The following is a 12,632-nucleotide window of genomic DNA, read 5'->3' as shown; positions in this document are numbered from 1 at the left end:
GCGGTACGCATGGGGGCGCCTCGCCCGGCGGGGCGCCCCCATGGCGTCTACCGCCCCGGCAGCTCCGCCTCGATCAGGTCGGCCGCCCGCCGCGCGCCGCCCTCGCGGGCCATCTCGGCCTGAATCTCCTTCAGGCGGCGGGCCACTTCCGGGTCGTCGACCAGGGCGAGGGCGGCGGCACGGAGGTTCTCGGCGGTGGCCTCGCCGGCCGGGACGTGGCGGGCGACGCCGAGGGCCTGGAGCATGTCGGCGTTGCCGAACTGGTCGACCGCCTGCGGGACCGCCACCATCGGGGTCGCCGTCGCCAGTCCCTCCTGGCTGCCGCCCGCGCCGGCGTGGGTGACGAACAGGTCGGCCCGGCGCAGGACGGCGAGCTGCGGCACCCAGGACCGCACCTCCACGCCGTCCGGCACCTCCCCCAGCTCGGCCGGATCCACATGCCGGCCGATCTGGAGCACGGTGTGCCAGCCGGGCAGGTCGCCGAAGGCCCGCACGCACGCGCGGTAGAACTCCGGCCGCTTGGTGAAGGCGGACCCGAGCGACACCAGCGCCACCTTCTCCGCGCCGACGGGCCGCCGCCAGTCGCCCTCCGCGCTCCGGTCGCCCTGGCAGGCGCCGACGAACGTGTACACCCTCTCGTCCACCCGGTCGGCGTGCGGCTGGAGCGCCCTCGGGATGAGGACCAGCGAACGGGCGGGCCGGGCGACGAACCGGTCGGGGTGCTCGGTGATGCCGTTCTCCTCCAGCCAGGCGTGGAAGCGGGCGTAGTAGGCCCGGCCGCGTTCGGTCTTCTTCGGCTCCGCCCACATCGGCTCGGCGACCTCCTGCTCGTAGCCCTCCCAGGCGACCAGGTTCGGCGACAGGGAGATCGCGGGGACGCCCCAGCGGTGGGCGAGGACCCGCGCCGGGTAGGCGGTGATGTCGTGCAGCACGAGGTCGGGCTCGTCCCCGTCGTACGCCGCGAGCAGCTGGGGCAGCGCCTGGATCGCGTCGTCGAGGAACGGCTCGACGTTGTCCAGCAGCGTGGTCCCCCACGCCGAGGGGTCGTCGTCGGGGCCGGGCAGGGTCGAGTGCCACGGCCTGGGCTCGGCGCCGGTCGCGGCGACCTTCTCGGCGAAGGCGGGCGGGATGGCGTACGTCACCCGGTGCCCGCGCGCGACGAGTTCGCGGATCACCTCGAGGCTCGGGTTGACGTGGCCGTGCGCGGCGATGGAGAACATGGCGATGTGCGCGGGAGTGGTCATGCCGTCGAGACTATGCGAGACGATACGTCTCGTCCAGTAAATGGGGTGGCAGACTTTCCGAGACGACGGAGACGACGGACAGCCGACACGGCCGGCGGACGCACGACGGACGACTCGGCCGGCCGCCGCACGACCGACGTACGACCGACGACACGCACGTCGGACGGACAGGGGGCGGACGGCGGACGGGCGACCGACGCATGGCGGACGACGGACGACCGACGCCGGACGGAAAGGCGGACGCATGGACGAGGCACGGGCGCGGGACGTGCTGGCCTGGGCCGGGGTGCTGCCCGGCCCGGCGCGGGACGCACGGCTGCTCTCGCTCGGCGAGAACGCGGTCTTCGCCGCCGGCGACCTGGTCGTCAAGGTGGGCCGCGACGCCGAGCTGCTCGACCGCGCGCGCCGCGAACTGGCCGTCGCCCTGTGGCTGGCCGAGGAGGGCGTGCCCGCGGTCCGGGCGGCCGAGCCCGAGCCGGTGCTGGTGGAGGGCCACCCGGTGACGGTCTGGCACCGCCTCCCCGACCCGGTGCGCCCCGCCGGGCCCCGCGATCTCGCCGGGCTCCTGCGCATCGTGCACGCACTGCCCTCACCCTCCTTCGGCCTGCCGCCCCGTGAGCTGCTGGGCGGGGTGGAGCGCTGGCTGCGGCTCGCCGGGGACGCGATCGACCCGGCCGACGCGGCCTATCTGCGCGAGCGGCGCGACGGCTTCGCGGCGGCCGCGGCGGCTCTCGTCCCGCACCTGCCGCCGGGCCCCGTCCACGGCGACGCGCTGCCCCGCAACGTCCACGTCGGGCCCGACGGACCGGTCCTGGTGGACCTGGAGACCTTCTCCGCCGACCTGCGCGAGCACGACCTGGTGGTCATGGCCCTCTCCCACGACCGCTACGGGCTGCCCGCCGAGGCCTACGGCGCCTTCACCGAGGCCTACGGCTGGGACGTGCGCGCGTGGGAGGGCTGCGCCGTACTGCGCGGCGCGCGCGAGACGGCCAGCTGCGCCTGGGTCGCCCAGCACGCGCCGGGCAATCCCAAGGCGCTGGCCGAGTTCGAACGCCGGGTGGCGTCGCTGCGGGACGGGGACACGACGGTGCGGTGGTATCCCTTCTGACGGTTCCTCGGGCACTCCCTCGGGGAACCGCCGGCCGTCCTGCGAAGGACCTCGGGGGCGAGCCGCACCGGCGTCACACGGGCGATGCCGACTGCGCCCTCGCGGGCGCGGCGACCGTGCGCCGCAGCCGCCGGACCGGAGCCGTCGCGATCAGCGCCGCCGCGCACCCGGTGCTCATCACGGCGGCGAGCAGCAGCAGTTCCCGGACGCCCACGACCGAGCTGGCCGGCCCGGCCACGACCTGCCCGAGCGGGACGGCGAGGATCGAGCCCGCGATCTCGTACGCGGATATCCGGTTGAGCTTGTCCTCGGGGATCTGGGTCTGCACGGTCGTAGCCCACTGCACGCCCCAAAACGCCCAGCCGATGCCGCCGACCGCGTAACCGAGGAGCACCGGCCACAGCGCGAGGTCCGGGGCGAGCCCCGCGGCCAGCGGCATCATCGGGAAGAGGAACATCGCGACGGCCCCGCCGAGCAGCGGCCGCGCGGGCCGGACACGGATCGCCGCCAGCCCGCCCAGCACGCAGCCCGCGCCGAACGCGCCCTCCGCGTAACCGAAGGCGGCGCTGCCGTGCTCACCGGTGATCGAGGCCGCGCCGAGCGGCGTGACCGGGCCCCAGACGAACACGCCGAGCACCCACCAGATGAGGATGACGGCCCACAGCCAGGACCGGGACCGGAACTCCTGCCAGCCCACCCGCAGGTTCTCCAGAGTCGACGCCGAACGGTCGACGGTGTACGGCCCGAGCCGCAGCGCGAGCAGGCACAGCCCGCTCGCCCCGAACGTGCCCGCGGCCACCGCGAACGCCCACGCCGGCGAGAACGCCGCGAGCAGCCCGGCGAGCGCGGGACCGGCCATGGTCGAGACGCCCTGGGCCACCCGCAGCACCCCGTTGGCCTGCTGCGCGTCGGAGGCGACCTGCGGGACCAGGCCGTTCACGCCCGGCTGGAACATCGCGGTGGCCAGACCGCCCAGCGCCGTCACGCCGATCAGGAACCACAGTTCGGGGCGCCCGGCGGCGAAGGCGAGCGCGGTCGCTCCGATGAGCGCGCAGCGCACCGCGTCCGCACCGATCATCACCGGCCGCGGATGGATGCGGTCCGCGAGGACGCCGCCGAACACCACGAACAGGGCGAAGGACCCCATCCAGGCGCCGAGCGCGTATCCCACGGCGCTCACCCCGTAGCCGAGGGCCAGCATCGCCACGGACAGGGTGACGGGCAGCATCGCGTCGCCGAGCAGCGACGCGATGCGCGCCACGAAGTAGAGGGCGAAGTTGCGCGTCCACAACGGCCGTCCGTCCACCGTCGGCCGGTCGGCCGGGCCCACCGCCTCGGCCTTCTCGGTCACGGCGCCGCCCGGCTCGGTCTCCGCGCCATCGCGCCCCACGGGTCCCACGTGCCCACCCCAACACCAGTGCTCGGTACGGCTCCCACGGAGCCCGGTACCGCTCATGGTGGCCATGCCGCCCTGCGGACAGCAAGGTCTATACCTATGTCCCGGGCAGGCGCTCCCCTCGCCGGCTGTGGCCGCTCATGGCCACGGTCCGCTCCCCCGCGGCCGGTCAGACGGTCTTCGCCGGGGCCGCGTGCGCCGCGTCCGTCTCCCCCGCGGCTCTGGGGATGAGCGGCCAGGCCGACTCGACCACGGCCGCCGGGTCCGCGGTACGCCGCAGATACGCCTGCAAGGACGCCGACTGCTCGGCCGCCGCGCGCACCTGGAGGTCGTGGAGGTCTTCCAGGGACATGGCCGCCACGGACCGGTGCCGCTCGGCCATGCGACGCACCACCTGGGCGGCGGCCACCGCATCGGCTCGCGCGTCGTGCGCGTCGTCGAGCGGCACGCCGTAGTGGGCGCACAGCGCGTGCAGGGCCCGCCGGCCCTTCCGGTACTTGTCCACATGCTTGTCGATCACGAGCGGATCGACGACCGGCAGAGGTCCGTCGCCGAGCCGCTCGCTGAGCGACGCGACGCCGTGCCGCCGGCACTCACGGTCGAGCAGGGACAGGTCGTAGCGGGCGTTCATCACCACGAGCGGGATCCCCGAGCGCATGCCCTCGGCGACGGCCCGCGCGATCTCCTCGACCGCGGAGCCGGGCGACGCTCCCCGCGCGCGGGCGTGATCCGTCGAGATGCCGTGGATCGCCGACGCCTGCTCCGGTATCGCCACCCCCGGATTGAGCAGCCAGGTGCGCTCCTGAGCCACGCCGCCGCCCGGATCCAGCCGCACGACCGCCGCCGTGACGATGCGGTCGGTCTCGACATCGGTGCCCGTGGTCTCCAGGTCGAAGGCCAGCAGCGGCCCGCTGCTCCAGCCCATGGGCGGTCCCCCTTCTTGTGGTGCTTTCCCCCAGTGGTTCCCACGATCGCACGCACCACTGACAATCGGAGGATCGCGTTCCGCTCAACCCCCGGACACGCCCGCCCACTGACGCCATTTCAGGACACAGGACGCGAATCAGCCCACGCCACCTCGAACTCCTCGCGGTACGTGGAGAAAAGCCCGCCTTCTTCCGCATCGCCCGACTTGAGCACCCGACTGCCGTTGCGCAGCACCAGCACGGGCGCCTCCATGCCCCGCGCCCGGCGCAGATAGGACTGCACGACCGCCACGCCGTCGGCCCCGTCGCCGTCGACCAGGTAGGCGGTGAAGCGCGGCGTCTCGTCGTAGACCTGGATCTCGAAGGCGCCGGGGTCGCGCAGACGGGCCCGCACGCGGCGCATGTGCAGGATGTTCATCTCGACGGCCCGGCTCAGTTCGCCCCGTTTGATCCCGAGTTCGCGCTCGCGCCGTTTCACCGCGCCGGAGGCCGGGTTGAGGAACAGCAGCCGCACCCGGCAGCCGGCCTCCGCGAGCCGTACCAGGCGGCGTCCGGAGAAGTTCTGCACGAGCAGGTTGAGGCCGATGCCGATCGCGTCCAGCCGGCGGGCCCCGCCGAAGATGTCCTCGGCCGGGAACCGGCGCAGCAGCCGCACCCGGTCGGAGTGGACGGCCACCACGTCCGCGTACCGGTCGCCGACCAGGTCCTCGACCGCGTCCACGGGCAGCCGGCGCGCGGAGGGCACGTCGCCGCCCGCGCCGAGGATCTCCAGCAGCCGCGCGGAGGCCCGTTCGGCCTGGCCGAGCACCGCCTCGGACAGCGCCCGGTTGCGCGAGACGACGTTGCGGGTGACCTCCAGTTCGTCGAGGGCGAGTTCGACGTCCCGGCGCTCGTCCACGTACGGCTCGAAGCAGGGCCAGTGCTGCACCATCAGCTCGCGCAGCTGGGGCAGGGTGAGGAAGCTGAGGACGTTGTCGTCGGCCGGGTCGAGCAAGTAGCCCTTGCGGCGGCTGACTTCGCGTACGGCGACCGCGCGCTGCACCCACTCCTGGCCGGCCGGGCCGGCGGCTGCGACCACCCAGTCGTCGCCGTGGACGGGTTCGTAGATGGGGCGCAGCACGGCGGCCACGACCGCGCGCAGCCGCTGCTCGACCAGGTTCAGCCAGATGTAGGCGCGGCCTGCGCGCTGGGCGCGGGTGCGGACCTCGTGCCAGGCGTCGGCGTCCCAGTCGAGCTCCGGGCCGATGGAGTGCGTCTCCATCGGACGGGCCAGGGACGACACCGTGCCGGGCGGGACGTCTGCGGAGTCGTTCCCCTCGTGACCGTCGTCACCAGAGGGCAGCTCCAGGCCTCCCGAGCCCACCCGCGCACCGCCTTCCGCTCCCCCGAGCACTCCCCTTGTCAATGATCAAGGAAGCCTACTCCGGTAGCGGCGGGCGGTGCAGCCGGATGCACAGGCTCGTTTCCAACTTGCCCGTTCGCGCGCACCGTTCCGGTCCGCCGGTGCGGAGGAAGTGAGCGGATTCATGGCGGCGACGTCACGCGGGGCGCGGCACAGCGGTGGTTTCCTCAGTTTTGGGCAGACTCGAAGCGGCAGACGGAAGCCAAGGCGCACCCACCGACACGGCACACCTGAGAGAGTCGTATCCATGCAGGTCTGGCCTGGAGAGGCATATCCGCTCGGCGCGACGTACGACGGCGCCGGCACGAACTTCGCGGTCTTCACGGAGGCCGCCGACCGAGTAGAGCTGTGTCTGCTGCACGACGACGGCTCGGAAACCGCGGTGGAGCTGCGCGAGAGCGACGCGTTCGTGCGGCACGCGTACCTGCCGGGCGTCATGCCCGGACAGCGGTACGGCTACCGCGTGCACGGCCCGTACGCCCCGGAGCGCGGGCTGCGCTGCAATTCGGCGAAGCTGCTCCTCGATCCGTACGCGCGTGCGATCAGCGGCTCCATCGACTGGGGTGAGGAGGTGTACGGCTACCCCTTCGGCTCGCCCGACGAGCGCAACGACCTGGACTCGGCCCCGCACACGATGACCTCGGTCGTGGTGAACCCGTACTTCGACTGGGGCGACGACCGGCCGCCCCGCACCGAGTACCACGAAACGGTGATCTACGAGGCCCATGTGAAGGGCCTGACGATGACCCACCCGGAGCTGCCGGAGGAACTGCGCGGCACCTATGCGGCGCTCGCGCATCCGGCCGTCATCGAGCATCTGACGAAGCTCGGCGTCACGGCCCTGGAGCTGATGCCCGTACACCAGTTCGTCAACGACCACCGTCTGGTGGACATGGGCCTCAACAACTACTGGGGCTACAACACGATCGGCTTCTTCGCCCCGCACAACGCCTACGCCTCCTGGGGCGACCGCGGGCAGCAGGTGCTGGAGTTCAAGTCGGCGGTGCGGGCGCTGCACGAGGCGGGCATCGAGGTCATCCTCGACGTGGTCTACAACCACACCGCCGAGGGCAACCACCTGGGCCCGACGCTGTCCTTCCGGGGCCTGGACAACCCGTCCTACTACCGCCTCGCGGACGACCCGCGCTACTACATGGACACCACGGGGACCGGCAACTCGCTGCTGATGCGGTCGCCGCACGTCCTCCAGCTGATCATGGACTCGCTGCGGTACTGGGTCACCGAGATGCACGTCGACGGCTTCCGCTTCGACCTCGCGGCCACGCTGGCGCGGCAGTTCCACGAGGTGGACCGGCTGTCGTCGTTCTTCGACCTGGTGCAGCAGGACCCGGTCGTCTCCCAGGTGAAGCTGATCGCCGAGCCGTGGGACGTGGGCGAGGGCGGTTATCAGGTGGGCAACTTCCCGCCGCTGTGGACGGAGTGGAACGGCAAGTACCGCGACACCGTGCGCGACCTGTGGCGGGGCGAGCCGCGCGCGGTCGGGGAGTTCGCCTCCCGGCTGACCGGCTCCTCCGACCTGTACCAGGACGACGGACGCCGGCCGCTGGCCTCGATCAACTTCGTGACCTGCCACGACGGGTTCACGCTGCACGACCTGGTGGCGTACAACGACAAGCACAACGAGGCCAACGGGGAGGACAACCGGGACGGCGAGAGCCACAACCGCTCCTGGAACTGCGGCGTCGAGGGCGACACCGACGATCCGGGTGTGCTGGAGCTGCGGCGCCGGCAGATGCGCAACTTCATCGCCACGCTGATGCTGTCCCAGGGCGTGCCGATGATCAGCCACGGGGACGAGTTCGCCCGCACCCAGCGCGGCAACAACAACGCCTACTGCCAGGACAACGAGCTGGCGTGGGTGCCCTGGCCGGACCCCGGCCAGCCGGCGGACGAGCTGCTGGAGTTCACCCGGGCGATGGTGTGGCTGCGCCGGGACCACCCCGTCTTCCGGCGGCGGCGCTTCTTCCACGGGCGGCCCGTGGAAGGCACGCACGACGACCTGTCGGACATCGCCTGGTTCACCCCGGAGGGCCGGGAGATGACCCAGCGGGACTGGGAGTCGGCGCGGGCGTCCGCCCTGTCGGTGTTCCTCAACGGCAACGCGATCTCCGAGCCCGGCCCGCGCGGGGAGCGCATCACCGACGACTCCTTCCTGCTGATGTTCAACGCCACCCACAAGGCGCTGGACTTCCTGGTGCCGGCCGATCACGGGCGGCAGTGGCAGGTGGTCGTCGACACCGCCCGCGCGGACGTCGTTCCGCCGGGCACGGGCCCGAAGGTGCAGGGCGGGGAGCGGCTGACCCTGCCCGAGCGCAGCCTGACGGTGCTTCAGCGGCCCGTCTGACGCGGCGGCCGGCCGGGGTGCGCGGCGCCCCGGCCGACCGCTCCGCATGCGCCCCGGCCGGTCACCTCGTGCGCGTCCCGTCCCCTCACGTCGTCCACGCCCCGTCCGGTCGTCCCGGAGCCCGGCCGGTCACCCCGTAAGGGGGTGTGATGACAGGAAAGGCGGCCGGGCGGGTACGTAGCCTCACATGACACCTGAGCGTCCTCACCCCGTGCTGCCCACGGCCACCTACCGGCTCCAGCTCCAGCCAGAGTTCCCCTTCGGGGCCGCGGCGGCGGCCGTGCCGTACCTGGCCTCGCTCGGCGTCTCGCATCTGCACCTCTCCCCCGTCCTGGAGGCCGTGCCGGGTTCCCTGCACGGCTACGACGTCACCGACCACGCGCGCGTGCGCGCGGAACTCGGCGGCGAGGAAGGGCTGCGCGCCCTGTCCGCCACCGCGCGGGAGCACGGTCTGGGGCTGGTGCTGGACATCGTGCCCAACCACATGGCGATGGCGCCCCGGCACAATCCGGCCCTGTGGGAGGTGCTGCGGGAGGGCCCGAAGTCGCCGTACGCGCGGTGGTTCGACGTCGACTGGGAGGCCCAGGGCGGGCAGCTGCTGCTGCCGGTGCTCGGCGGGCCGCTCGGGGAGGTGCTGGACCAGCTGGAGGTCGACGGCGACGTCCTGCGCTACCACGACCACGCCTTCCCGCTGCGGGAGGGCACCGAGGATCAGCCGCTGCCGCAGCTGCTGGACGCCCAGTGGTACCGCCCGGTGTGGTGGCGGCTGGCCCGCACCGAGCTGAACTACCGCCGCTTCTTCAGCATCTCGGAGCTGATCGGGGTCCGCGTGGAGGACCCGGAGGTGTTCGAGGCCACCCACGGCAAGATTCTCCAGCTGCTGCACGACGGGGTGATCGACGGCCTGCGCGTCGACCACCCCGACGGACTCGCCGACCCGACCACGTACCTGCAGCGGCTGGACGAGGCCACCGGGGGCCGCTGGACGGTCGTGGAGAAGATCCTCGCCGACGGGGAGCGCCTGCCCGCCTCCTGGCCCGTCGCGGGCACCACCGGCTACGACGCCCTGCGCCACGTCGACGGGCTGTTCACGGACCCCGCGGGCGCCGGGGAACTCCTCGGCCAGTACCGGCGTTTCGCGGCACCGCAGACGGACCGGGGCGGGCAGTGGGAGGCGACGGTGCGGCGGGCGGCGTACCGGGTGCTGGAGCACGAGCTGGCCGCCGAGACGGACCGGCTGACGCGGGTCGCGCACCGGCTGTGCCTCGCCGCTCCCGATCCCGCGCTGCGCGACCGGGCCCCCTGGGCGCTGCGCACCGCCCTGCGCGAGCTGCTCGTCCGGATGGAGGTCTACCGCCCCTACACCGCGCAGGACGCGGCGCGGCTCGTCACCGAGGAGGCCGCGGCCGAGGCCCGGGCGGCCTTCGTCGTGCCCGAGGAGGCCGGCGCGGTCGACGTCGTGCGCGGACTGCTCGCCGGGCGGTACGGCGACGGGCCGGACCACACGGAGTTCCGCACCCGGTTCGCGCAGACCGCGTCCGCGCTGCGCGCCAAGTCCGTCGAGGACACCGCGTTCTACCGCTACGTGCCGCTGCTGTCGGCGACCGAGGTCGGTGGGAACCCCGGCGCGCCCGCCGTCCCGGTGGAGGACTTCCACGCCTACTGCGCGCGCGTGCAGCGCGACTGGCCCGGCACCGGGACCGTCGTGTCCACCCACGACACCAAGCGCAGCGCCGACGTGCGCGCCGCCCTGGCCGTGCTCACCGAGTGCCCGCAGCGGTGGGCGGACGTGCTGGCGGAGGTCACCCGCACCGGCGAGGGCGTGCCCGACCCGCAGCTGGCGTGGGCGGCCTGGCAGACGGTGTTCGGGCTCGGACCCGCGGAGCCCGGGCGGGTGGAGCAGGCGCTGCTCAAGCATGTGCGCGAGGCGGGCCTGTACACGAGCTGGACCGAGCAGGAGCCGCCGTACGAGGACGCCGTGACGGCGTTCGTGGCGGACGGTCCCTGCGGGCCGCCGGCGGCGCACGTGGCCGCGCTGCGCGAGGAGCTGGCCCCGCACATCGCCGCCAACGTGCTCGGCACGGCGCTGGTCCATCTGACGATGCCGGGCGTGCCCGACCTGTACCAGGGCACGGAGGCCGAGTACCGGGCGCTGGTCGACCCGGACAACCGGCGGCCCGTGCGGTACCCGCCCGAGGCCCCCGGCGACAAGGGGGCGGTGACCGCGGCGGCGCTGCGGCTGCGCCGGCGGCGGCCCGAGGTGTTCGGCGACGCGGCGACGTACGCCCCGCTGGCGGCGGAGGGCGCGTCGGCGGGGCACTGCGTGGCGTTCACGCGCTCGGGCGAGGTCGTCACCGCGGTCACGCGCTGGTCGCTGCGGCTGGCGCGGGCGGGCGGCTGGCGGGACGCGCGGCTGGCGCTGCCGCCGGGGCGGTGGACCGACGTACTGGACCGGGAGCGGGAGTTCGCCGGTGAGGTGCGCGTGGCGGAGCTTTTCGCGCGGCTGCCGGTTTCACTTCTGGAACGGACGGGCTGAACCGGGGCTTCCGCGTTGACAGCGGTGCGAAGCCGTGGGGTACTGCGGGTGCGAGGGCCGGGCGGAACGCGACGGGGGTGAGTCTGCTGGCGGAGCTGCGCTATCCCACGGTGCCGGAACTGGTCTCGTCGGCCAGGGCGCTCGCCGCGCGGCAGCCCGCCCTGTGCGCGCTGCGGCAGATCGGCCGCTCCCGAGCGGGACGGCCCCTGCACCTGCTGTCCGTGGGCCGCGCGCGGCGCGCGGTGCTGGTCGTCGCGGGCGCCCACGCCAACGAGCCCGCCGGCGGCCCGACCCTCCTCGCGCTCGCCGAGCGGGTGCTGGAGGAGCGGCCGCTGCGGGACGGCACGTCCTGGCACTTCCTGCTGTGCGCGGACCCGGACGGGGCGAGCCTGCACGTCACACCCGCGCCGCGCAGCCTGCTCGACTACCACCGCGGCTTCTTCCGGCCCGCCGGCCCCGAGCAGCCGGAGTGGTCCCCGGCCGTGCTCCCGCCGGACCGGCTGCCGCCCGAGACCCGGGCGCTGACCGGCGTCATCGACGAACTGCGCCCGTACCTCCAGGTGACCCTGCACGGCACCGACCTGGGCGGCAGCTGGGTGCAGCTGACCGAGGACATCCCGGGCCTGGCCGAGCCGTTCGCCAAGTCGGCGGCGGAGCTGCACATCCCGGTGGAGACGGGCGCCTCGGACGCCGCGGGCTGGCCCGTGTCGGGTCCCGGCGTGCACGTGATGCCCGCGCCGGGCTCACGGCTGCCGTACCCGAGCCTGCCGGACGACGCGCGGCACAGCACCTGGTACCACGCGCACCGGTACGGCGGTCTGACGGCGGTCGTGGAGGTGCCGATGTGGGCGAGCGACCTGGTGGACGACGTGGCTCCGCATCCGGCGCCGGCCGAGGCGATGCGGCGTCTGGCGGCCCGGCTGGTGCGGGACGCCCGGGAGGTGGACCGGGTGCTCCGCGACGCCCTGCCGCGCCTGGAGGGCGCCGACGGTCCGCTGCTGCGGGCGGCGCGGTGGGTGCTGGAGCTGGCGCCGGGCCTGGCCGCGGACTGGCGGGACACGCCGCCCGCCGACGACACGATGGCCTACGTCGGCAGCGTGGACGCGTTCGCGCGCCGGCTGCCGCTGCGGGCGGCGGCGATGCTGCTGCGCGTCCTGCGTGAGACCGACGACCGCGCGGCGCCCCGCCTGGAGCGCCTCGTCGCCGAGTGGAGCGACTCCTTCGCCGAGCGCTTCCGGGCGCGCTGGGTCCCGCTGGAACACCAGATCGAACACCAGTCCCGTACGGTCGTGGCGGCGGCGCTGCACGCGCGGGAGCGGTCGGCCTGAGCCGGCCGGCGCGGACGCACGGCGGCGCCGCCCACCGGCTCCCCGGTGGACGGCCCGGCCGCACCGGGCCCGGCGGCTGCCGTGTCCCGCCGGCGGGCGGCAGCCGCGGGACGCGCCCGCGCGGGACACGCCCGCGCGGGACACGCGACCACGCACAACCGGACGCCGCGCAGGCGGCGGACGACACGCGGCGAGGACGACGACCCGGCCGGCCGAGGCGGGCGCACGACGGCGCCGCCCACCGGCTCGCCCGTGGGCGGCCCGGACGCACCCGGACGCACCCGGACGCCGCGCGGGCGGCGACGGCCCGCGGCCCGGCTCCTCCAC

8 protein-coding genes are annotated in these 12,632 nt (G+C 74.2%); 4 read left to right on the top strand and 4 right to left on the bottom strand.

The window, feature by feature from the left end:
* Nucleotides 1–47 precede the first annotated feature (47 nt).
* Nucleotides 48–1,244: a macrolide-inactivating glycosyltransferase gene (gene mgt / locus ABZY13_RS20265; protein WP_356632584.1), complete on the bottom strand. Its 1,197-nt coding sequence runs from the start codon at nucleotides 1,242–1,244 to the stop codon at nucleotides 48–50.
* Between the two features lie 244 nt (nucleotides 1,245–1,488).
* Between mgt and ABZY13_RS20260 the strand changes: the two genes are divergently transcribed.
* Entirely contained in the window at nucleotides 1,489–2,352 is an 864-nt protein-coding gene (locus ABZY13_RS20260) for an aminoglycoside phosphotransferase family protein (RefSeq protein WP_356632582.1), read from the top strand.
* Between the two features lie 73 nt (nucleotides 2,353–2,425).
* On the opposite strand, the gene ABZY13_RS20255 is transcribed toward ABZY13_RS20260, so the two are convergent.
* The 3 genes from ABZY13_RS20255 to ABZY13_RS20245 form a co-directional block, all read right to left on the bottom strand.
* On the bottom strand, nucleotides 2,426–3,742 hold the full coding sequence (locus tag ABZY13_RS20255) for an MFS transporter (RefSeq protein ID WP_356632580.1): 1,317 nt from the start codon (nucleotides 3,740–3,742) through the stop codon (nucleotides 2,426–2,428).
* 175 nt (nucleotides 3,743–3,917) lie between these two features.
* On the bottom strand, nucleotides 3,918–4,673 hold the full coding sequence (locus ABZY13_RS20250; protein WP_356632578.1) for a 3'-5' exonuclease: 756 nt from the start codon (nucleotides 4,671–4,673) through the stop codon (nucleotides 3,918–3,920).
* Between the two features lie 119 nt (nucleotides 4,674–4,792).
* Nucleotides 4,793–6,037, bottom strand: coding sequence for an SAV2148 family HEPN domain-containing protein (locus tag ABZY13_RS20245; protein WP_356632576.1), 1,245 nt, complete (start codon nucleotides 6,035–6,037; stop codon nucleotides 4,793–4,795).
* Between the two features lie 286 nt (nucleotides 6,038–6,323).
* Between ABZY13_RS20245 and glgX the strand changes: the two genes are divergently transcribed.
* From glgX to ABZY13_RS20230, 3 genes are all read left to right on the top strand, one after another.
* Nucleotides 6,324–8,441 (top strand): glycogen debranching protein GlgX, encoded by a 2,118-nt coding sequence (gene glgX / locus ABZY13_RS20240; protein ID WP_356632574.1) that lies wholly within the window; start codon nucleotides 6,324–6,326, stop codon nucleotides 8,439–8,441.
* Nucleotides 8,442–8,628: 187 nt separating this feature from the next.
* The gene (gene treY / locus ABZY13_RS20235; protein ID WP_356632572.1) at nucleotides 8,629–10,977 is read left to right on the top strand and encodes a malto-oligosyltrehalose synthase; all 2,349 of its coding nucleotides are present in this window, start codon (nucleotides 8,629–8,631) and stop codon (nucleotides 10,975–10,977) included.
* Nucleotides 10,978–11,054: 77 nt separating this feature from the next.
* Nucleotides 11,055–12,305 (top strand): M14 family zinc carboxypeptidase, encoded by a 1,251-nt coding sequence (locus tag ABZY13_RS20230; RefSeq protein WP_356632570.1) that lies wholly within the window; start codon nucleotides 11,055–11,057, stop codon nucleotides 12,303–12,305.
* The last annotated feature ends 327 nt before the right edge of the window (nucleotides 12,306–12,632 follow it).

The sequence above is a fragment of the Streptomyces sp. NPDC006610 genome (assembly GCF_040611575.1).
Taxonomy (GTDB): domain Bacteria; phylum Actinomycetota; class Actinomycetes; order Streptomycetales; family Streptomycetaceae; genus Streptomyces.
The sequence above is the reverse complement of the archived record's forward strand: the minus strand, read 5'-3'. Positions and strand labels throughout refer to the sequence as shown.

Excerpts from the sequence above, each read along its gene's own strand:
- mgt (WP_356632584.1), bottom strand. The coding sequence starts at position 1,244 with ATGACCACTCCCGCGCACATCGCCATGTTCTCCATCGCCGCGCACGGC.
- ABZY13_RS20260 (WP_356632582.1), top strand. The coding sequence starts at position 1,489 with ATGGACGAGGCACGGGCGCGGGACGTGCTGGCCTGGGCCGGGGTGCTG.
- ABZY13_RS20250 (WP_356632578.1), bottom strand. The coding sequence starts at position 4,673 with ATGGGCTGGAGCAGCGGGCCGCTGCTGGCCTTCGACCTGGAGACCACG.
- glgX (WP_356632574.1), top strand. The coding sequence starts at position 6,324 with ATGCAGGTCTGGCCTGGAGAGGCATATCCGCTCGGCGCGACGTACGAC.
- treY (WP_356632572.1), top strand. The coding sequence starts at position 8,629 with ATGACACCTGAGCGTCCTCACCCCGTGCTGCCCACGGCCACCTACCGG.